Origin of the sequence: Janthinobacterium sp. DSP2-3-3 (assembly GCF_049897325.1) — a bacterium.
Lineage (GTDB): Bacteria > Pseudomonadota > Gammaproteobacteria > Burkholderiales > Burkholderiaceae_D > Janthinobacterium.
Map to the genome: position 1 here is coordinate 311,070 of NZ_JAFCWA010000004.1, position 21,348 is coordinate 332,417.

At 62.6% G+C, this 21,348-nt stretch carries 19 protein-coding genes; 16 read left to right on the top strand and 3 right to left on the bottom strand.

Translation table 11 applies throughout. From position 1 onward, the window contains the following. Positions 1 to 153 precede the first annotated feature (153 nt). The 14 genes from ACP7DE_RS10400 (at position 154) to ACP7DE_RS10465 (ending at position 16,422) form a co-directional block, all read left to right on the top strand. A complete protein-coding gene (locus tag ACP7DE_RS10400) occupies positions 154 to 663 on the top strand; it encodes a sigma-70 family RNA polymerase sigma factor (RefSeq protein ID WP_426072026.1) in 510 nt (169 codons plus the stop codon). Between the two features lie 5 nt (positions 664 to 668). Next, entirely contained in the window at positions 669 to 1,652 is a 984-nt protein-coding gene (locus ACP7DE_RS10405) for a FecR domain-containing protein (RefSeq protein ID WP_426072027.1), read from the top strand. A gap of 244 nt (positions 1,653 to 1,896) precedes the next feature. After that, a complete protein-coding gene (locus ACP7DE_RS10410) occupies positions 1,897 to 2,160 on the top strand; it encodes a hypothetical protein (protein ID WP_426072028.1) in 264 nt (87 codons plus the stop codon). Continuing rightward, positions 2,157 to 3,860, top strand: a complete 1,704-nt coding sequence (locus ACP7DE_RS10415) for a PepSY-associated TM helix domain-containing protein (protein WP_426072029.1) — start codon at positions 2,157 to 2,159, stop codon at positions 3,858 to 3,860. Before ACP7DE_RS10410 ends, ACP7DE_RS10415 begins: the two co-directional genes overlap by 4 nt. Next, positions 3,857 to 4,198 (top strand): DUF3325 domain-containing protein, encoded by a 342-nt coding sequence (locus tag ACP7DE_RS10420; RefSeq protein ID WP_071075502.1) that lies wholly within the window; start codon positions 3,857 to 3,859, stop codon positions 4,196 to 4,198. Before ACP7DE_RS10415 ends, ACP7DE_RS10420 begins: the two co-directional genes overlap by 4 nt. 103 nt (positions 4,199 to 4,301) lie before the next feature. Next, positions 4,302 to 5,489 (top strand): efflux RND transporter periplasmic adaptor subunit, encoded by a 1,188-nt coding sequence (locus ACP7DE_RS10425; RefSeq protein WP_426072030.1) that lies wholly within the window; start codon positions 4,302 to 4,304, stop codon positions 5,487 to 5,489. A gap of 5 nt (positions 5,490 to 5,494) precedes the next feature. Next, positions 5,495 to 7,498: a MacB family efflux pump subunit gene (locus tag ACP7DE_RS10430; protein ID WP_426072031.1), complete on the top strand. Its 2,004-nt coding sequence runs from the start codon at positions 5,495 to 5,497 to the stop codon at positions 7,496 to 7,498. Positions 7,499 to 7,689: 191 nt separating this feature from the next. Then, the gene (locus ACP7DE_RS10435) at positions 7,690 to 8,634 is read left to right on the top strand and encodes an ABC transporter substrate-binding protein (RefSeq protein ID WP_426072177.1); all 945 of its coding nucleotides are present in this window, start codon (positions 7,690 to 7,692) and stop codon (positions 8,632 to 8,634) included. A 242-nt stretch (positions 8,635 to 8,876) separates the two neighbouring features. Then, positions 8,877 to 9,680 (top strand): cytochrome C assembly family protein, encoded by an 804-nt coding sequence (locus ACP7DE_RS10440; protein WP_426072032.1) that lies wholly within the window; start codon positions 8,877 to 8,879, stop codon positions 9,678 to 9,680. After that, complete coding sequence (locus ACP7DE_RS10445) at positions 9,677 to 9,934, top strand: PP0621 family protein (RefSeq protein WP_426072033.1); 258 nt, start codon at positions 9,677 to 9,679, stop codon at positions 9,932 to 9,934. The genes ACP7DE_RS10440 and ACP7DE_RS10445 overlap by 4 nt, the downstream gene beginning before the upstream one ends. A gap of 114 nt (positions 9,935 to 10,048) precedes the next feature. Beyond that, the gene (locus ACP7DE_RS10450) at positions 10,049 to 11,098 is read left to right on the top strand and encodes a sigma-54 interaction domain-containing protein (protein ID WP_426072034.1); all 1,050 of its coding nucleotides are present in this window, start codon (positions 10,049 to 10,051) and stop codon (positions 11,096 to 11,098) included. Next, positions 11,098 to 11,709: a 1,6-anhydro-N-acetylmuramyl-L-alanine amidase AmpD gene (gene ampD / locus ACP7DE_RS10455; RefSeq protein ID WP_426072178.1), complete on the top strand. Its 612-nt coding sequence runs from the start codon at positions 11,098 to 11,100 to the stop codon at positions 11,707 to 11,709. Before ACP7DE_RS10450 ends, ampD begins: the two co-directional genes overlap by 1 nt. A gap of 382 nt (positions 11,710 to 12,091) precedes the next feature. After that, entirely contained in the window at positions 12,092 to 15,046 is a 2,955-nt protein-coding gene (locus ACP7DE_RS10460) for a ribonucleoside-diphosphate reductase subunit alpha (protein WP_426072035.1), read from the top strand. Between the two features lie 224 nt (positions 15,047 to 15,270). Beyond that, complete coding sequence (locus tag ACP7DE_RS10465; RefSeq protein ID WP_426072036.1) at positions 15,271 to 16,422, top strand: ribonucleotide-diphosphate reductase subunit beta; 1,152 nt, start codon at positions 15,271 to 15,273, stop codon at positions 16,420 to 16,422. Positions 16,423 to 17,189: 767 nt separating this feature from the next. On the opposite strand, the gene ACP7DE_RS10470 is transcribed toward ACP7DE_RS10465, so the two are convergent. Beyond that, entirely contained in the window at positions 17,190 to 17,996 is an 807-nt protein-coding gene (locus ACP7DE_RS10470; RefSeq protein WP_426072037.1) for a hypothetical protein, read from the bottom strand. Between ACP7DE_RS10470 and ACP7DE_RS10475 the strand changes: the two genes are divergently transcribed. Together ACP7DE_RS10475 and ACP7DE_RS10480 are read left to right on the top strand one after the other, a co-directional pair. After that, positions 17,986 to 18,471, top strand: coding sequence for a hypothetical protein (locus ACP7DE_RS10475; protein ID WP_426072038.1), 486 nt, complete (start codon positions 17,986 to 17,988; stop codon positions 18,469 to 18,471). The genes ACP7DE_RS10470 and ACP7DE_RS10475 overlap by 11 nt on opposite strands. Positions 18,472 to 18,554: 83 nt before the next feature. Beyond that, the gene (locus tag ACP7DE_RS10480; protein WP_426072039.1) at positions 18,555 to 19,088 is read left to right on the top strand and encodes a YggT family protein; all 534 of its coding nucleotides are present in this window, start codon (positions 18,555 to 18,557) and stop codon (positions 19,086 to 19,088) included. 49 nt (positions 19,089 to 19,137) lie between these two features. Here ACP7DE_RS10480 and ACP7DE_RS10485 read toward each other — a convergent pair whose 3' ends face one another. Both ACP7DE_RS10485 and ACP7DE_RS10490 read right to left on the bottom strand, forming a co-directional pair. Then, positions 19,138 to 20,076, bottom strand: coding sequence for a carbohydrate kinase family protein (locus tag ACP7DE_RS10485; protein WP_426072040.1), 939 nt, complete (start codon positions 20,074 to 20,076; stop codon positions 19,138 to 19,140). 11 nt (positions 20,077 to 20,087) lie between these two features. Continuing rightward, entirely contained in the window at positions 20,088 to 21,347 is a 1,260-nt protein-coding gene (locus tag ACP7DE_RS10490; RefSeq protein ID WP_426072041.1) for a DUF3426 domain-containing protein, read from the bottom strand. Position 21,348 lies beyond the last annotated feature (1 nt).

The following is a 21,348-nucleotide window of genomic DNA, read 5'->3' on the forward strand; positions in this document are numbered from 1 at the left end:
TCCTGCGCTGCATCGCCTGGCGGTTGGCCCGCTTTTGAATTAGTTGGTATTTCTGTCAATGCCGCGATTGCATGAAAGGCATTGCGCAGTTAAAATGAGAATAATTCTTATTTACATTCTCAGGCGCCGCACGCCTGAGCGGAAAGGGATGCCATGTCGGCCGCCGATTTTGCACAGCAACAAGACCTGCACTCACTCTACAGCAGCCATCACGGCTGGCTGCAGGGATGGCTGCGGCATAAGCTGGGCAATGCGGGCGAAGCGGCGGACCTGGCGCAAGATACCTTTATCAGCGTGCTGACCAACGGCACGCCGCCGCAGATCCGCGAAGCGCGGCCTTTTCTCGCCACCATCGCGCGGCGCCTGGTGGCGCACCGCTACCGCCGGCAAGTGCTGGAAGACGCCTACCTGGAGGCGCTGGCTTGTCTGCCGCCCGAGGCGGCGCCCGCGCCGGAAGCACGTTTGCTGGCGCTGGAAGCCTTGCAGGAAATCGATGCGGCCCTCGACGGCTTGCCGACACCCGTGCGCACGGCGTTTTTGCTGGCGCAGCTGGAAGGTCTCAGCTATGCCGAGATCGCCGCGCGCCTGAACGTGTCGGCCAGCTCGGTCAAGCAATATTTGACGCGTGCCAACCGCCAGGTGTTTTTCTCCCTGTCGGCATGAGCACGGTGGCAGAACCTACGGCTCCGGCAGCCATCGACGAGGAAGTGCAGCAGCAGGCGGCCGAGTGGCTGACCGTGCTGATGTCGGACGAGGCCAGCGAAGCGGAACACGCCGCCTGGCAGCACTGGCGCACGCTGGACCCCGAGCATGAGCGGGCCTGGCAGCATATCGACGCGGTGTCGCAGCGGTTCAAGGGCTTGCACGGCGGTGCGGCCGCGCAGGCGCTGGCCGGCACGCAGCAGCAAGCCGTCAATGGCAAGCGGCGCCAGCTGCTGGCGTGGCTGAGCGTGGCGGTTGGCGGCGGCTTGCTGGCCGCGCAGACGGGCGCCTGGGATGGTGTGCGCGCCCTGCGCGCCGACTACCGCACGGCCACGGGCGAACGGCGCGAGGTGGTGCTGGACGATGGCAGTGTGCTCCGCCTGAATACGGCATCGGCCGCAAACGTACGTTTCGATGGCAGCCGTCGCCTGATTGAGTTGCTGGCTGGCGAAATCCTCGTTACCAGCGGCCACGGCATCGGCAGCGACGCGCCGCTGGTGGTGGCCACGCGCGAAGGCCGGGTGCGCGCGCTGGGCACGCGCTTTGCCGTGCGCCAGCAGGATGGCTACAGCACCGTGGAGGTGTTTGAAAGCGTCGTTGAAATCCGTCCGCGCGACGGTGCTGGCGCGCCTTTGCTGCTGACGGCCGGCCGCGGCGCGGCATTTTCCCGTCATGCGCCGGACGCGCCGCACGCCATCGATGCGTATGCGGGCGCCTGGTCGCGCGGGCAACTGATCGTCGACGACGTGACCCTGGGCGATTTCCTGGCCGACCTGGCCCGTTACCGCCCCGGCGTGATCGACTGCGCGCCGGCAGTGGCCCAACTGCGCCTGTCGGGTGTATTCCCGCTGGCCGATACCCAGCGCATCCTGAACATGCTGCCCAATTCGCTGCCGGTGCAGGTGCGCAGCCGCACGCGTTACTGGGTGACGGTGGAACCGGCCACGTAGCCCGCCTCGATAAAAATATTTTTCAATCGGACTGCCCGTTTTCGATTCTCGCGGCACCTGTAGTTGAGAGACATAATTTCAAGTACCCATTCAAGGCGCCACGTTGCGCGGTTTCATGCCGCTGCGTGCCGCCGCCATAATTAACTTTGATGGAAGGACGCAGTGTGATGCATCTGATGTATATGGTCTGCCACCCGGCGCAACAGCAGTTGTCTGGGGTGCCGCAACGATGAAATCGGCCAACATGATGTTGTTTTCGCGCGTGCTCGCCGCCGTCTTTGGCGGCTATGCGCTGACGTCCAGCGTGGCCGTGCTGCTGTCGGCCGTGCTGCCGCTGTCGCGCGCCGAAGCCGTGCTGACGGCCACCCTGAGCGCCTTCGTCGTCTACACCTGCGCCGTGATCTGGGTCTTTGCCGTGCAAGACCTGCGCCGCGCCTGGCTCGGGATGCTGCTGCCGGCCATCGTCTGCGGCGGCATCGGCATGCTGCTGTCGCGAGGTGCCGCATGAACGCCGTCAAGGTAGATAAAGTGGTCAAGACGCCACAGCAGGGCGGCTTGCGCCAGGCCATGGCCTGGCTGCATACATGGAGCGGCCTGTGGATTTCCTGGCTGCTGTTCGCCATTTTCCTGACCGGTACCCTGGCCGTCTTCGACGACCCGATCGGCCACTGGATGACGCCCGAACACGCCCTGGAAGAGGCGGCGCACGCGAACGATCCGCCGCTGCCGAAGGTCACGGACCGCGCGCACCGCCTGGAACTGGCGCTCGATTTCATGGCGAAGGAGCACCCGAAGGCGGACATGTGGGAAATCTGGCCCGTGCAGCGTCCCGGCCACGGCCTGTCCGCTTACTGGTTCCAGCCCAGCGGCGGCTATGGCTCGGCGGACCTCGACCCGCTGACGGGAGCCATCGTCAAACATGCGCGTGAGGTAACGGAACGCGAAACCATCGGCGGTCACCATTTCGTCGATTTCCACTACGAGCTGCACGCGGGACGCATCGGCGTGTGGATCGTCGCCATCACCACCATGATCATGCTGGTGGCGCTGGTGAGCGGCGTCATCACGCACAAGCGCATCTTCAAGGATTTCTTTACCTTCCGCCCGGCCAAGGGCCAGCGTTCGTGGCTCGACGCGCACAACGCGGTGGCCGTGCTGACGTTACCGTTCCAGTTCATGATCGCCTACACGGGCCTGGCATTTTTCAGCGATGACTATGTGCCGGCCCCCGTGGTGGCGCAGTACGGCATGGACAATTCCAAGAAGGCCTTTTTGGCCGATTGGAACGATGCGGGCAAGCCTGCGCGCTCGGGACAGCCGCTGGCCATTCCCGCGCTGGAATCGTTCGCGCTGCGCGCCGAGCAGGCCATCGGCCAGGAAATCCGCGCCGTGGTGCTGGACAATCCGAATGACGCCTCCATGCGCGTGTGTATGTATGGCTGGAATGAAGACGCGGATTTGCTGGAACGGATCAGCGCCAATTCGGGCAGGGCCTGCTATGCGCTGGCCACGGGCGAGCAGGTCGCCGTGCGCCGGCCGGGCGAGTCGGATACGGGCGGCGCCGGCTTGACGCGCTCCGTCATGTCGAACCTGCACATGGTCGGCTTTGGCGGCACGCCGATGCGCTGGCTGTACTTCTTCTGCGGCTTGGCCGGCACGGCCATGATGGGCACGGGCGCCATCCTGTTCCTGGTCAAGCGGCGCCAGAAGTCCGGCGGCGAGTTCGGCGCCTACACGCGGCGCGTGTACCGCGTCATCGAATGCCTGAACGTGGCGGCGATTGCCGGCCTGGCCATCGCCTGCGTGGGCTTCCTGTGGGCTAACCGTTTGATCCCTGTCGGCCTCGAGCACCGCGCCGGCTGGGAAGTGCGCGCCTTCTTCGGCGTCTGGTTCCTGATGCTGGTGCATGCCTGTCTGCGCGGGGAAAAGAGGGCGTGGATCGAGCAATTGTGCCTGCTGGCCGCCCTGTGCCTGCTGCTGCCGGTCCTGAATGTCCTGAGCACCGGCGACAATCTGGTGGCGCAGGTCGCGCGCGGCGACTGGGAAAGCGCCGGCGTGGAACTGGGCAGCATGGCCTTCGGCCTGCTGGCCGCCTGGGGCGCGTGGAAAGTCCACAAGCGCAAGGAAAAACCGGCCAGGAAGGCTGCGGCCAAGGAAAGCGCTGCGCCCACGACCAGCCTGCAAGTCACTACGGAAGGACAGTCATGATCAATACCATCCTCTGTGCGCTGGGCCTGTCGTACGCGGGCATGGCCAGCCTCTCGCTGGCGATGGACCGCCATCATGGCCAAGTCTGGGGCAGGGACGCGGCGCCGAACGTGCGGCGCGCGCTGCAACTGGCCGGAGCCATCCTGCTGGCGCTGGCCATCTGGCCTTGCGTGGCCGGCTGGAGCGCTACCGTCGGCGTGGTCGCCTGGCTGGGATTCATCGGGGCGGGAGCGTTGCTGGTGGCCCTGCTGCTGCCGTATGCACCCCGATTGTTGTTGCGTAGTTCCCTGCTGGCAGCCGTCGCCGCGCTGGCAGGTCTTGTGACGTTCTTGCGGTGATGTTCACCGCCATTTTCAAGGATAGACCGATGTATTTTTCATGCCTGGCGACACCGTTTGACGTTTGTAATTTCGTTTTGACTTCATCCAAGGCGGCTTCCTGATGGCGGCCCGCCTGCCTTCCCGCCGCACCCGCATCCTGGGCGGTGCGGTCTTGCTTGCGCTGTTTGGCGCCGGTGCCCTGTGGGCCACGCGCGGCCCGACCACCGTGTTCGACACGGCCCCCGTCAAGCGCGGCAATATCGAAGCCAGCGTCACGGCCATCGGCACCCTGCAGCCGCAAACCTATGTCGACGTGGGGGCGCAGGTGTCGGGCCAGATCACGCGCCTGCACGTGCAGCCCGGCAGCGCCGTGGAAAAAGGCCAGTTGCTGGCCGAGATCGACCCCAGCGTGCAGCAAGCCACGGTCGATGCGGGCCGCGCCGCGCTGGCGGGCTTGCGCGCGCAACTGGCCGACCAGCAGGCGCAGCACCGCCTCGCGGGCCAGCAGCACGTGCGCCAGAAGCAGATGGCCAAGTTCGACTCGACGCCGCTGGCCGACCTGGAAACGGCCGAAGCCACCCTGGCCTCGGCTAGCGCCAAGATCGACCACCTGAAGGCGCAGATCGATCAGACCCAGGCCAGCCTGAAGGCGGACGAGGCGCGCCTCGGCTATACGCGCATCTACGCGCCGATGGCCGGCAAGGTCGTGGGCCTGGACGCGAAAGAAGGGCAAACCCTGAACGCCACGTACCAGACGCCGAACATCCTGCGCATCGCCGATCTGTCGGCCATGACGGTGTGGACGGAAGTGTCGGAAGCGGACGTGCGCCGCGTGCGCCCGGACATGCCCGTGTATTTCACTACCCTGGGCGGCGACCAGCGGCGCTGGAGCGGCAAGGTGCGGCAAGTGCTGCCGGCGCCGCCGGTACCCGGTGGTTCTGCCGCCGGCACGGCCCTGGCGCCGTCGACCAGTAAGGTGATTCTGTATACCGTGCTGTTCGACGTGGATAACGCCGATGGCGAATTGATGCCGCAGATGACGGCGCAGGTGGTGTTTGTCACGGCCGCGGCAAACAATGTGCTGGCCGTGCCCTTGCCGGCGCTGAAACCATCGACTGAGGAAGGCGCCAAGCCGGGGCAGTTTACGGCCCGCGTGATGGATGCGGACGGCAAGGTCGATACGCGCGCCGTCACCGTGGGCGTGCGCAACCGTCTCAGCGCGGAAGTGCTGCAAGGCTTGCGCGAAGGTGAATTGCTGGTCACGGGTGAGCAGCCGGCCGGCAGCGGCGCCAGCAGGTTCCAGTTATGAGTGCCATGAGCGAGGCCGCGTCACTGGGGCAATCAGGACGGCCGGACCAGCCGCCGCCCCTGACGCCTTTGATTTCCCTGCAGGGCATCCGCAAGCGCTACGGCGGCCATGACGGCGCGCCGGCCGTGGAAGTGCTGCGCGGCCTGACCTTGTCGATTGGCGCCGGCGAATTCGTCGCCATCGTGGGCGCGTCCGGTTCCGGCAAATCGACGCTGATGCATCTGCTCGGCTGCCTTGACCGTCCCAGCGACGGCACCTACCGCTTCGCCGGCCAGGACGTGGCCAGCCTGAATCCCGATGAACTGGCGTGGCTGCGGCGTGTAGCGTTCGGCTTCGTCTTCCAGGGCTATCACCTGATCGCCACCGAATCGGCGCGCGAAAATGTGGAAGTGCCGGCCCTGTACGCGGGCATGCCGGCCGCGGCCCGCCACGCGCGTTCCGAAGCGCTGCTCAAGCGCCTGGGCCTGGGCGACCGGCTCGACCACCGGCCGAATCAATTATCGGGCGGGCAGCAGCAGCGCGTGTCGATCGCGCGCGCGCTGATGAATGGCGGGCGCATCATCCTTGCCGATGAACCGACGGGGGCGTTAGATAGCAGCAGCGGCGCCGAAGTCATGGCCCTGCTGGGCGAACTGGCCGACGCGGGCCACACCATCATCCTCATTACGCATGACCGCAAGGTGGCGGCCCAGGCGCGCCGCGTGATCGAGATCAGCGATGGCGAAATCATCGCAGATTCGGGCGCCATCGCCATCCCCGCTACGTCGACGGCCCTGCCGCCGCTGGACATGTCGCGCGCCGCCCACGATACAGGCGCGTCGCTGGGCACGGAATTGCTCGACGCGGCGCGCGCCGCCTGGCGCGTGCTGTGGATCAACCGCTTCCGCACGGGATTGACCCTGCTCGGCATCGTCATCGGCGTCGCTTCCGTGATCGTCATGCTGGCCATCGGCCTGGGCACGCGCCAGCAAGTGATGGCGCAGCTGGGCGCGTTCGGCTCGAACCTCTTGTATATGTCGTCGATCGGTGAAAGCTCGCGCATTCCCGGGCGCAGCATTACCTTGGCCGATCTGGAAGCGCTGGAGGAAGTGCCTGGCATTTCCCACGTGCTGCCGAATGTCACGGGCAACAAGGTGATACGCCACGGCAACCTCGACGTGCAGACGTATGTGCGCGGCACGGGGCCGGCCCTGCCGCAGATCCAGACCTGGCCGGTGGCCAAGGGCGGCTTCTTTACCGAAGAAGACGAGCGCGAGATGGCCACCGTGGCCGTGCTGGGCGCGCACCTGGCCGAAAAACTGATGCCCGACGTGGCCAATCCCGTGGGGCAGAGCATCCTGATCGGCAATGTGCCGTTCCAGGTGATCGGCGTGATGAGCGCGAAGGGCGCGCTGACGGGCGAGAAGGATGAAGACGACGTGCTGCTGCTGCCGTTTTCCACGGCCGGCATCCGTGTCTTCGGCCAGCGCGAACCGACGTACACGGTGCTGGCGGTGACCGACGTCAAGCGCGTGACGGAGGTGGAGGCGGCGGTCGACGCCACCATGTTCGAGCGCCACCGCATCCGCGACTATGGCATCAGCAACGCGGCCGCGTCGATCGCCGCCGAAGCCAAGACGCAGGACAACATGACGATGATGCTCAGCCTGATCGCCGCAGTCTCTCTGGTGGTGGGCGGCATCGGCGTCATGAATGTGATGCTGATGACGGTGCGCGAGCGCACGCGCGAAATCGGCATCCGCATGGCGACGGGCGCGCGCCGGCGCGACATCCTGCGCCAGTTCCTTACCGAAGCCGTGCTGGTGTCGGTAGTGGGCGGCGTGGCCGGCATCGTGGTCGGCGTGACGGTGGCCGGCTTGCTGCTGGTATGGGACGTACCGGTGATCTTTTCGCTGAGCGCCATCGGTGGCGCGTTTGCCTGCGCCGTGGTGACGGGGCTGGTGTTTGGCTTCATGCCGGCGCGCAAGGCGTCAGGACTCGATCCGGTGGTGGCACTGGCGGGCCAGTAAGCCGGCTGTTGTAACAATGCCGGCAGCGTGGCTGCCGGCAAAAAAATGTTGCCCTGGCTCTAACACACGGTACTATCTCCCCATAATAAAAAAAAGCTGTGTTTTATGCCCTTGCGGGCACACACCAACCACCACAGGAGAACCCGATGCAGACAAAATCAACCTTGAAAACCGGTATCGCCGCCGCCCTCATGCTGGCCTTCAGCGTGGGTGCCGTCCAGGCGCAGGCGCAGGAAGTCGTGCGCTTGGGCAATTTGAAATTCGCCCATTACGGCGCCGTGTCGTACATCAAGGAAATCGCGCCCAAGTGCGGCATCAAGGTCGAAGAGCATATCTTTGCCAAGGGCCTTGATGTCATGCAGGCCATTATCGCGGGCGAGCTTGACGTGGGTGCGACGGCATCCGAAGCGGCCATTTCCGGCCGCGCCGGCGGTGCGCCCATCTATGTGGTGGCCGGCTTTGCCAAGGGCGGTGCGCGCCTGGTGGGCGGCATGGGGCAAAAGATCGCCAGCGTCAAGGATTTGAAGGGCAAGCGCGTGGGTGTGACGCGCGGCGGTATCCAAGAAGTGCTGCTGCTGGCCGAGCTGTCGCAAGCGGGCCTGACATATTCCGAAACCAAGGGCAAGGACGTGCAACTGGTGTTCCTGGCCTACGCCGACTTGAACCAGGCGCTGATGGGCAAGAATATCGACGCCATGATGCAGTCGGAGCCGCAATCGTCGCAGGCGATCAATAAGGGATTCGGCACCGAAGTCATCAAACCGTACGACACGCCGATCGGCGAACCCGTGCGCACCATGGTGATGACGGAAAAGTTTTACAAGGATCGTCGCCCCGTGGCGGAAAAATTCATGCGCTGCTTCGTCGAAGCCACCAAGACCTTTATCGACAATAAGGCGACGGCGGAAAAGTATGTGCGGGAAGTCGTGTTCCGCGGCCAGATCACGAAGGATGACTTCGACGACGCGATCAGCAATTCGCCGTATTCCTATGACATTTCGCCCGAACATATTCAGGTGACCACCGATGTGATGGTGAAAACGGGCGTGGGCCGCATGAGCAAACCGCCCGTGGCCAAGGACTGGGTCAAGACGGACTTGCTGGAGCAGGCGAAAAAGAGCCTGAACGTGAAGTAAACCAGATATTGGCAGTGCCCGATGGCTCGCTTAAGCGGGCCATCATTTTTTTGCGGCATACTAATATATAGGCAGGTGGCACGCGGCGGCGCGAAAGATTACCGAAATCTTGAGGGTGCGCCACCCCGTTGCGCCTCAGGCGCGATATCATGGCAGGCTTGCAGCATTGGTTGGCGGCGGAATGCCTGTCACCCGGGCTGTCGCTTGAATCGCGCTTGTCGGCTATGGTGTAAACTTAAACTATGCAGATCTATTTCTTTTTTATCGCCGCTTTGTTGTACGTGGCGTGCGCGGTGCTTCCCTCGTCCCGTGCCCGGCTCATTGCCGGCCTGACCGGTGTCGGCTGGCTGGCGCATGCCGCCACCCTGTGGTTCGACCTGATGGCGCCTGGCACTTTGCGTTTCGGTTTTTCCGCCATGCTGTCGGCCGCGCTGTGGGTCTCGGTGGGCGCCTACTGGATCGAGAACCGCAATTTCAGCCTGGACGGATTGCGCCGCATGGTCATGCCCAGCGCCGTCATCGCCATCGGCCTGGCCTGGGCCTTTCCTGGCAGCCAGGTCAGCATGGAGGGCAAGTCCGCCGTCTTCGGCTGGCATATTGCCGTGGCGGTGCTGGCCTACAGCACCTTGACGATTGCTGCCTTTCACGCCGTGCTCATGGCGCTGCAGGAATCGCGCCTGCATACGCGCAGCGAAAGCCGTGGCTTCATCGGCAGCGCGCTGGACCAGTTGCCAGCGCTGCTGACGATGGAAAAGTTGCTGTTCCGCATGATCGGTCTGGGTTTTATCCTGCTCAGCTTGACCGTGCTGTCGGGCATCGTCTTTTCCGAGCAATTATTTGGCAAGGCGCTCAACTGGGATCACAAATCCGTGTTCACCATGCTGTCGTGGCTATTGTTTGCCGCCCTGCTGGCAGGGCGCCGCTATCGCGGCTGGCGCGGCAAGACGGCCTTGAGCTTCACCCTGGCCGGTTTCGCCACCTTGCTGCTGGCCTATGTCGGCAGCCGTTTTGTACTGGAAGTGGTTTTACACCGAGGATACGCATGACACGTGTTTTATTCTGGCTGGCGCTGGTGTTCCTGGTGCTGTTTGCTATTCGCAGCAAGATCCGGGGCATGCAGCAGCGCGCTCGCGCGCAGCAACAGCGGTCGCAGCCGTTTGCGCCGCCGGGCCGGCCGCAGGAATTGCCGGATGCCGAGCTGATGCTGTGTTGCGCCCATTGCGGCGTGTACTATCCGGTCTCCGAAAATGTGCAGGCCAAGGGGCACGATTACTGCAGCCACGCGCACGCCACGCTGTAAGGGGAAGCGCGCGCCGCGTTGCTCATCCGTATCGTAACGTCCTCCGGCAGCAGTCCGGCGTAGCATCTGCAGCAAGCGGTTTGCCACCGCCCTCGCAGAAAGGCGCGCTCCCCTATGCCCAGTCCCAACCCGCAGACCGCGACCGCCGCCGGCAACACGGCGGCCAGCGGCCTGCCGTCGGCGCCGCAACTAGGTGGCAATTCGCTGCCCATGCAGGCACTGCGCTCGCAGATCGGCCGCATCGCCCGCTGCGGCGCGCCGGTGGCCATCCGCGGCGAATCAGGCACGGGCAAGGAATTGGCGGCACGCGCCATCCACGCGCAGGGGGCGCGCGCCAGCGCCCCGTTTATCGCCGTCAACTGCGGTGCCATTCCCGAAGCGCTGATGGAAGCCGAATTCTTCGGCTGCCGGCCGGGCGCCTATACGGGCGCGCTGCACGAACGTCAGGGATTCTTCCAGGCAGCCCATGGCGGCAGTTTGTTGCTTGATGAAGTCGATGATCTGCCGCTGGCCATGCAGGTGAAGCTGTTGCGCGTGCTGCAGGAGCGCCGCGTGCGCAAGCTGGGCGGCAGTAGCGACGAAGCCGTTGACGTGCGCATCCTGTGCGCCAGCCAGCATGGCCTGGCGCGCGGCGTGGCCGCCGGCACGTTTCGCCAGGATCTGTTTTTCCGGCTCAATGTCATCGAGTTGGCGCTGCCGCCGCTGCGGGAGCGGCGCGGCGATCTGCAGGTATTATGTGAGGCAATCCTGGCGCGTCTGGCACCGGGCCAGGCCGTGAGCCTGGCGCCGCCGGTGCTGGCGGCCCTGACCGCGTATGCGTTTCCCGGCAATGTGCGCGAACTTGAAAATATGCTGGAACGGGCGCTGGCTTTTGCAGATGGCGGCGTGATCGCGCTCGATGGGCTGGGGCTGCAGTCGGCGGCGGGCATCACCCCGTTGCAGGCGGGGCCGGCCTTGCCGGAACGGCAACTGTGCCTGCCGGGCATGGCCGTGTGCGGCGTGCCGCTGGATGTGTATTTGCGCCAGGTCGAGCGCGACATGATCATGCAGGCGCTGGTGCAGGCGTGCTATCACCGCGTACGGGCGGCGCGCCAGCTGGGGCTGAGCGTGCGCCAGTTGCGTTACCGCATGCAGAAATTGACGATACAGGAAGCGCTACCTTGATGACAGCATGGACGATAGATGAAGACGGCTGGTGTGACGGCGCGCTGCGCTATGACTCGCCGTACCAGGATGCGCGCCCGGACGGTGCGCAAGTCGACTTGCTGGTGATCCATAACATCAGCTTGCCGGGCGGCCACTTTGGCGGACCACATGTGTCGGACTTGTTTACCGGTCGGGTAGATTATAATGCCGATCCTTCTTTCGCCGACCTGCGTGGCTTGCAGGTGTCGGCGCACTTTTTTGTGCGGCGCGATGGTGCGCTGTTGCAATATGTTTCTGCTGATCAACGTGCCTGGCATGCTGGCGCATCCACCTTCGAAGGACGCCCGCAGTGCAATAGCTATTCCATCGGTATCGAAATGGAAGGCGCGGACTTTGTCCCCTTCCAGCCGCAGCAATATCGCGTGCTGGCGGCGCTGACGGCGGCGCTGGTGGCGCGCTATGGCTTGTCCCAGGTGCGCGGCCACGAGCATATTGCACCGGGGAGGAAAACGGATCCGGGACCGTTTTTTGACTGGCATTTTTATCAAGAATGCTGGTTGGAAACTGTGCGCGGGCAGCCTGCGTTAGCGCTTACTACGCGGGGATTGGGCTTTCCATCCAAGCCCTGAAAAGTCAACCGAAATCGTATATGAAAATACAAAAAATTACGCTGGCGGATGCCGGAAAACTATTGCATCGCCTTTCGATGGGCACTACAATTAGTGCATAACTTGGATTTAAAGACTATATGTAGTGCCATCACAGACGTTTTCAGAATTATTACCAAAGCTACCCTGCTTGTTGATATGGCAACGGGAACTGGCGTTTCACCACCCTTGATCGTGTTTCGCGCCAGCCGGGCTGTACAGGTTGGCCGCATGATTTTTGGTTGTAAATTATTTACTATTTAGCAACAAACACCTGAAGAAACCCTGACCATCGGGCGTTCTATTCAACAACACACGCGGCAGCAAAACTGCAGGCTGACTTTAGCTGACAACGGGAGCTTCAATGCAATCACCACAAGATATTTCCATCCATCCAACGCCAGTATCGCCAGCGCCAGGCGCGGCCAATAGCGTGGCGAGCAAGGGCGCGGCATTGGGCGACTATCGCATCATCCGCCGCAACGGCGCGGTGGTGGCATTTGAGCCTTCGAAGATCGCCATCGCCATGACCAAGGCGTTTTTGGCCGTTAACGGCGGCCAGGGTGCCGCCTCGGCACGCATCCGCGACCTGGTGGAACAACTGACCGATGGCGTCGTCGCCGCGCTGGTACGCCGCCATCCGGGTGGCGGCACCTTCCATATCGAAGACGTGCAAGACCAGGTGGAACTGTCGCTGATGCGTTCGGGCGAGCACGACGTGGCGCGTGCCTACGTGCTGTACCGTGCCAAGCACATGGAAGAGCGTCGCCTGCAGAAGGAAGCGCTGGGCGCTTCCGCGCAAGTGACCGCACCCCAACTGAACGTGCTTGATAATGGCGTGCGCCGTCTGCTGGACATGCAGGAAGTGCGCGACCTGATCAACGCCGCCTGCGCCGGCCTGGAAAAGCACGTCGATGCCGACGCCATCCTGGCTGAAACGGTGAAGAACCTGTACGACGGCGTGCCCGTCGAAGAGCTGCACAAGTCGGCCATCCTGGCGGCGCGCGCGCTGATGGAAAAAGATCCGGCCTACAGCCAGGTCACGGCCCGCATCCTGCTGCACACGGTGCGCAAGGAAGTGTTCGGCAAGGAAGTGCCGCAAGCGGCCGCTGCTGCCGAGTACCTGACGTATTTCCCGCAATATATCGCCAAGGGCATCGCCAACGAGCTGCTGAACCCGGTACTCGCCAGCTTCGACCTGGAACGCCTGGCCAAAGCCATCGTTGCCGACCGCGACTTGCAATTCGGCTACATCGGTCTGCAAACCCTGTATGACCGCTACTTCCTGCACATCCATGACGTCCGCATCGAAATGCCGCAAGCGTTCTACATGCGTGTGGCCATGGGCCTGTCGCTGAACGAAGCGGACCGCGAAGCGCGCACCATCGAGTTCTACAATCTGCTGTCCTCGTTCGACTTCATGAGCTCGACCCCTACCCTGTTCAACTCGGGCACCCTGCGCTCGCAGCTGTCGTCGTGCTACCTGAGCACCGTCTCGGACGACCTGGAAGGCATCTACGACGCCATCAAGGACAACGCGCTGCTGGCCAAGTACGCCGGCGGCCTGGGCAACGACTGGACGCCAGTGCGCGCCCTGGGCGCCCACATCAAGGGCACCAACGGCAAGTCGCAAGGCGTGGTGCCGTTCCTGAAAGTGGTTAACGACACGGCCGTGGCAGTCAACCAGGGCGGCAAGCGCAAGGGCGCCGTCTGCGCCTACCTGGAAACCTGGCACATGGACATCGAGGAATTCCTCGACCTGCGCAAGAACACGGGCGACGACCGCCGCCGCACGCACGACATGAACACGGCGAACTGGATTCCCGACATGTTCATGAAGCGCGTCATGGAAAAAGGCGAGTGGACCCTGTTCTCGCCGAGCGAAACGCCAGACTTGCACGACTTGGTGGGCAAAGCCTTTGAAAAGGCTTACCTGGGCTACGAAGCCAAGGCAGCCGCCGGCGAAATCCGCTCGTTCAAGAAAGTCCAGGCGCTGGACCTGTGGCGCAAGATGCTGTCGATGCTGTTTGAAACGGGCCACCCATGGATCACGTTCAAGGATCCTTGCAACATCCGCAGCCCGCAGTCGCACGTCGGCGTCGTCCACAGCTCGAATCTGTGCACCGAAATCACGCTGAACACGGGGCCTGACGAAATCGCCGTCTGCAACCTCGGTTCCGTGAACATGCCGGCGCACATGAAGGAAGGCAAGCTCGATCACGTCAAGCTGGCCAAGACCATCCGCACCGCCATGCGCATGCTCGACAACGTCATCGACATCAATTACTACGCCGTCGAGAAGGCCCGCAATTCGAACATGCGCCATCGTCCGGTCGGCATGGGCGTCATGGGCTTCCAGGATTGCCTGCACATGATGCGCATCCCGTTCGCCTCGGACGCAGCGGTCAGCTTCGCCGACACCTCGATGGAAGCGGTCTGCTACTACGCCTACCTGGCGTCGACGGAACTGGCCGAAGAGCGCGGCCGCTATGAATCGTATGCCGGTTCGCTGTGGGACCGTGGCATCCTGCCGCAAGACTCGGTGAAACTGCTGGCGGAAGAGCGCGGCGGCTACCTGGAAGTCGATTCCTCGTCGGCCATGGACTGGACGCCGGTGCGCGAACGCATCGCCAAGTTCGGCATGCGCAACTCGAACTGCGTGGCGATCGCCCCGACGGCGACGATTTCGAACATCATCGGCGTGTCGGCCTGTATCGAGCCGACGTTCCAGAACCTGTACGTGAAATCGAACCTGTCGGGCGAATTCACCGAGATCAACGGCTATCTGGTGCGTGACCTGAAGGCACGCGACTTGTGGGATGAAGTCATGATCTCCGACCTGAAGTACTTCGACGGCTCCCTGGTAAAGATCGACCGCATCCCGCAAGACCTGCGCGACATCTACGCTACGGCCTTTGAAGTGTCGCCAAGCTGGCTGGTGGAAGCGGCTTCGCGTCGCCAGAAGTGGATCGATCAGGCCCAGTCGCTGAACATCTACATGGCGGGTGCTTCCGGCAAGAAGCTGGACGAGACCTACAAGCTGGCATGGCTGCGCGGTCTGAAAACCACCTACTACCTGCGTACCATCGCCGCTACCCACATGGAGAAATCGACCTCCAAGACGGGCGCCCTGAACGCCGTGGCAGTCGATGGCGGCATGTCGGCCAGCGCACAGAGCGCCCAGGCAGCGGTCATGGCGGCAGCCGCTGCCGCCGTGGTGGCACCCGTGGTGGCTGCGGCAGCAGACGACGCCGATGGTGAAGCCTGCTACCTGCGTCCGGGTGATGACGGTTTCGAAGAGTGCGAAGCCTGCCAGTAAAAACCTGCTGCGCAGCCCCCTCTCGGGTTCTGTGTTGCTCACCGTACTAAAGTACGGCTCCGCTACTCAACCCGATATCGGGCTTGCTCGCGACGGTTTTTAAAAAATTTAAAGTTGTCAGCCCAGCGCTGCTGGGCTGATTCAATGTTGTTAATGTCCGTATTGTCCGATTCAACGGGCCTGTTGCGGATCGCCGGCTTGCCGGCATGGAAAGGAAGAAGATTATGTCGTTGTCCTGGGATGATGAAAACACGTCGGCAGCAGTGCCGCGTCCGGCGCAGCAAGCGCCGTTGGGAAATGCCGAATTGAACGCGCCAGCGGGCGCCGAGCCGTCCGAAGCCAATGCCGAACAAGTGGCGCGCCGCGTGAATGCCGACGACAAGCGCATCATCAACGGCAAGACGGACGTCAACCAACTGGTGCCGTTCAAGTACAAATGGGCGTGGGACAAATACCTGGCCGGTTGCGCCAACCACTGGATGCCGCAGGAAGTGAACATGCAGCGCGATATCGAGCTGTGGAAAAACCCGAACGGCCTGACGGAAGACGAGCGCCGTCTGGTCAAGCGCAACCTGGGCTTCTTCGTGACGGCCGACTCGCTGGCAGCAAACAATATCGTGCTGGGCACTTATCGCCACATCACGGCGCCGGAATGCCGCCAGTACCTGCTGCGCCAGGCGTTCGAGGAAGCGATCCATACGCACGCCTACCAGTACATCGTCGAGTCGCTGGGCCTGGATGAAGGCGAGATTTTCAACGCCTACAACGAAGTCAAGTCGATCCGCGACAAGGATGAGTTCCTGATCCCGTTCATCGACATGCTGACCGATCCGACCTTCACCACGGGCACGACCGAAAACGACCAGAAGCTGCTGAAGTCCCTGATTGTGTTTGCCTGCCTGATGGAAGGCCTGTTCTTCTACGTCGGCTTCACGCAGATCCTGGCGCTGGGCCGCCAGAACAAGATGATGGGCGCGGCGGAACAGTACCAGTACATTCTGCGCGACGAATCGATGCACTGCAACTTCGGCATCGACTTGATCAACACGATCAAGATGGAAAATCCGCAGCTTTGGACGGCCGAATTCCGCGAAGAAATCAAAGTGCTGTTCCTGCGCGCCGTCGACCTGGAATACGCGTATGCGGAAGACACCATGCCGCGCGGCGTGCTGGGTCTGAATGCGCCGATGTTCAAGGGCTATTTGCGCTTCATCGCCAACCGCCGCGCGCAGCAGATCGGCATCGAGCCGCTGTTCGCGCAAGAGGAAAACCCATTCCCTTGGATGAGCGAAATGATCGATATGAAGAAGGAACGCAACTTCTTCGAGACGCGCGTGACCGAATACCAGACCGGTGGTGCGCTGAACTGGGAATAAGCGTTTTTCCCGCCAACGCCAAAAGCGCCGTCATCGTGACGGCGCTTTTTTTTTTGGCGTGCATGGCGGTGAAAAATGCCGCCGCCGCTGGAGGTTAAAAGTGCCGCCAGCGGGACGGAAAAAATGCGTGCTTCATTCAGCGATGCGAAGAGGCTTGCGCCAGGTTTTTTGGATGCCGCGAACGGCCGCATTGGCGGCCAAAAAAATCGTTTCCGGAGACGCTGGCGGCAGCATTTGCCGCGCGATTGTGCGATAGCACGCGTAACGTGCAAAAAAGCGGTCGAAAACGTGTCGTGCCGGTTGCGCATTGACAAGGTTTTCGTGTACTTTATGAGATTGCAAATGCGAGCGTTAGAATGCGGGGTTTTTTAACCAGCGCGGTAGCGAAAAAACCTCGCAAAACAGGGATACAGATTTACACGGATATGCACAAAACCACACCGTTTTCGTCTGCCGCCGTGCCCGAATTTTTTCAGGCATGGCGGTTTTTTATTTGACGCATGGGTGTTGTCGCGAGCGCGATGCGAGGAGCGAAAAACGCACGGCATCGAAAACGAATGACCGAATTCAGACTTTGCCACCAGCTGCGAGATAAAGCAGGGTGGCACCGACGATGGCTGAAGTGCTGCAAACGTGAGGAGTTGCAGCAGTTCAGCTGGTGCCGAATTCATTAGCGCAAACGACCGTTTGTGCCGATGAATAATTCGCCTGGCCTATCCCTGTGGTGGGTCGGACGGGTTTAAATCTTGTAGCTTAAATTTCTCATCTCAGATGAAGGAGAGACAAATGGCAACAGCCGCTAAGAAATCAGAAGTAAAGAAACCAGCCGCCAAGGCTGCTCCTGCCGCGAAGAAGCCGGCAGCCGCAGCCAAGACGGTTGCCGCTAAACCAGCTGCCAAAGCCGCAGCCAAACCAGCCGCCAAACCAGTCGCCAAAGCCGCAGCCAAGCCTGCAGCAAAAGTGGCTGCCAAGCCAGTAGCGAAAGCCGCAGCAAAACCAGCGGCCAAGCCAGCAGCCAAGGTAGCAGCGAAACCTGTCGCCAAGGCAGCAGCGAAGCCGGTGGCGAAAAAAGCCGTTGCCAAGCCTGCAGCAAAAGCCGTAGCGAAGCCTGCCGCCAAGGCAGCAGCCAAGCCTGCAGTGAAAAAAGCCGCAGCGAAACCTGCAGCCAAGGCAGCAGCGAAACCGGTCGCCAAGGCGGCAGCCAAGCCAGCAGCGAAAAAAGTTGTCGCCAAGGCAGCAGCCAAGCCGGCCGCCAAGGCAGCAGCGAAGCCAGCAGCAAAAGCTGCAGCCAAGCCGGCAGCCAAGGTAGCAGCGAAGCCAGCAGCGAAGCCAGCAGCAAAAGCGGCAGCCAAGCCAGCTGCCAAAGCAGCAGCGAAGCCAGCAGCGAAAAAGGTCGTTGCCAAGCCGGCAGCCAAAGCAGCAGCCAAGCCAGCAGCGAAAGCCGCAGCGAAACCTGCCGCCAAAGCAGTAGCGAAGCCAGCGGCCAAGCCTGCAGCGAAAAAAGCGGCAGCGAAACCAGCTGCCAAACCGGTAGCCAAGGCAGCAGCGAAGCCAGCAGCAAAAGTGGCAGCCAAGCCCGCAGCCAAGGTAGCAGCAAAGCCGGCAGCGAAAGTTGCCGCCAAGCCAGCCGCCAAAGTAGCAGCCAAGCCGGTAGCCAAAGCTGCAGCGAAACCTGCCGCCAAGATTGCAGCGAAACCTGCAGCGAAACCGGCAGCCAAGCCAGCGGCCAAGGTAGCAGCCAAGCCAGCAGTAAAAGCAGCCGTCAAACCGGCGGCCAAGCCGGCAGCGAAAGCAGCAGCGAAACCTGCCGCCAAGCCAGCCGCAGCGCCAGTCGTGGCAGCCGCACCAGCAGCAGTGCCGGCAGCAGCTCCAGCGGCAACAGCCGCCGTGGCCGCCAAGCCAGCCGCCAAGAAGGCCGCGCCTAAAAAAGCCGCGCCGAAGAAGGCAGCTCCTGTCGCCAAGCCATCGGCACCCATCGCACCTGTAGCAAAAACCGTGTTGGCACCGGCTGCAGCCTGGCCATTCCCAACCAGCACCCGCCCATCGTAATTCCAACGATACGGGTGCCTGGATGAGGCAACACGCCGCTGTGTGACTCAATCACACAGCGGTTTTTTTTTGGAGAATTAGTCGTGCTGATCGTTATCCTTACATTGGTCGTTGATACCATTGCCACCTTGCTGGGCGGCGTGTTGCTGCTGCGCTTCTGGATGCAGGCGGTGCGCGTGCGGCCTCCCTCGTCGGTGGCGCAATTCACGTTTCAATTGTCCGACTGGCTGGTGCGCCCCCTGCGCCGCGTAGTGCCGGGCGTGGGCGGGTATGACTGGGCCAGCCTGATCGGCGCCTTCCTGATCGTGCTGCTGGCCAGCTCGGTTCTGTTTATTTCCGGCGCTCCCGTCGAAGCGGTGCTGCTCAAGTCGCTGCAACGCTTCCTGCAATGGATACTCTACGGTTTCATGGCCTTGCTGATCATCGAAGCCATCTTCAGCTGGGTCAACCCGCATGCGCCGCTGGCGCCGTTTGTACGTGCCCTGAACGAGCCGCTGCTGCGTCCTATCCGCAAGGTCGTGCCGCTGGTTGGCAGCCTGGACCTGTCGCTGCTGGTGGCGCTGATCCTGTTGCAGATCGCGCAAGTGCTGGTGGGGATGATTATCGTGTTGAGGTAAAGCGGGGAGGCCGGCCTGGCGCTGGCGCGCAAGCCGACCGGACTACATATTAATAGCGGTATCCAAATGCCGCTTCAAACTGCTCGGCGATGCTGGCCGGCGTAAATACATGGTTTTGCGCGCCCTGGGTGGCGATCTTGATGGCGCCCAGCAGGCTGGCCAGGCGGCCGCTGGTTTCCCAGCCCAGGTCGTTGGTGATGCCGAACAGCAAGCCAGCACGGTAGGCGTCGCCGCAACCGGTTGGGTCCAGCACTTCCTTGGCGGTCACGACAGGAATGTCGATGCGCTTGCCGTCCGCATAAATTTCCGAACCCTTTTCGCCGCGCGTGACGATCAGCGCTTCCAGGCGGCTGGCGATGTCCGGCAGGGTCAAGCCCGTGCGTTCCATCAACATTTCCATTTCATAGTCGTTGGCCGATACATACGTGGCTTTGTTGATGAAGTCGATCAACTGGTCGCCATTGAAACGTGGCAACTGCTGACCTGGGTCGAACATGAAGGGGATGCCCAGCTCGGCCAGGTCGGCGGCGTGCTTGAGCATGCCCTGGTCGCCGTCCGGCGAAATGATGGCCACTCTGGCCGGCCCCGCATTGGCAATCGGGTTTTCATGCGCAAACGACATGGCGCCCGGGTGGAAGGCATTGATCTGGTTATTGTCCGCATCAGCCGTGACGAAGCACTGCGCGTTGTAGCTGTCGGCCTTGATCAGGATGGTGGCGGTGGAAATGCCCAGCTTTTGCAGGCGCTCCAGGTAGGCGGCGCTATCCTGGCCCATGACGCCGACGATGCGCGGGTCGCCGCCCAGCATTTTCAGGCTGTAGGCGATATTGCCCGAGCAGCCGCCGAACTCCGTGCGCATGGTGGGCACAAGGAAGGAGACATTCACCTTGTGCAACTGGTCGGCCAGCAGGGATTCGCCGAAGCGGCCGGGGAATTGCATGATGGTGTCGGTGGCAAGCGAGCCGCAGATCAGCGATGTTTTGGTCATGATAGTGTCCGTTAAGGATAAAAGATGGCGATATGGTAGCCAGACGCCGTGAGCTGGTCTAATGCAAAGTACAGTTTGATGGTTTGTTCCGAGCGCGGTGCAAAACCCTTGCTCACGTCGATATGGGCCGGCAGGTAGTCGCGCGGCGCGATCACGCGGCGCAAGAGCGGCTTGTCGTTGGCATCGTTGAGTATCAGTTCGATGCTGGGCCAGGCTTGCACGCTGCGGCTCTGGTTGCGCAGCAGCGAGACGTAGGAAAAGGTCTGTTCCTTGAGGGTTTGCAATTCACCCTGTTCGATGGCCAGCGCCTCGATCTGCGCCGGCAAGTCGACCTGGCAGCCACTGAGCTTGCACAGTGCGACCAGGGTTGGCTTCCACTGCGGCAATTGTGCCGCCAGCGGATTGCGGAAGGTGGTCATCACTTGCAGCAATAGCAAGAGCAGCAGCACCGCCGAGCCGATGGCCATGGCCATGCGCAGGGCCTTGCCGCTCTGTTCGCGGCGCCGTCCCCGGGTCACAAAGGCCGGTTCGTCGTCGGCCGGCGCCACTGCCGTTTCCTCGGCCTCGCCCTCAATCGCTGGCTCGGGCCTAACAGGGGCGGGCATGGCTTCAAACGAGTGGTCAAACGAGTGGTCGGCCAAGGTCGGTTCCAGGCGCGCGGGTGCGGGCGCGACGGGCACGGGCTTGTGCAGGCTGACTTTGTCGGCGGCAGGCAATACTGGGGCTACTGGGGTGACCACCGTTTCCAGGTTCGGCTCGCGGCGGCTGTCGCGCAAATACGTGGCGAAGGCGGGTGCGTCATCGACTTGGCGGCGCTTGAAGGGCGCCATCGGCTGGGGCAGCGGCGCTTCGGGCGGCTCGGCCGGTGCAATGACAGGGGTGGCGACAGGCGCGTCGACCGGCGCCTCGGCGGGCAGGGTGACGTCGAGGTCCAGCTCGATGTGGTCGCCGTCGTCTTCCTTGAGCTGCGCCGTTTCCGGCAGGATGCCGAACGGGTCGAACGAGGTATCGAAGTCGAGAGAATAGATGGGTTCGTCGTCCGTGGCGGACGGCAGGCTGTTGTCGGCCGGATACGTGGTCGACAGCGGGGCGGCAGCGCCGGGGTCAGACGTTAACAACGGCGATGCGGCAGCTGGATCGACCAGCGCAGCATTGCCGTCAAACACTTCCCTGCACGTGCCACAGCGTACGATGCCCCCACGTAACTTCAACTGGTCAGCAGCGACCCGAAATATCGTGTTGCAATGGGGGCATTTGGTGGCGAGGGCCATT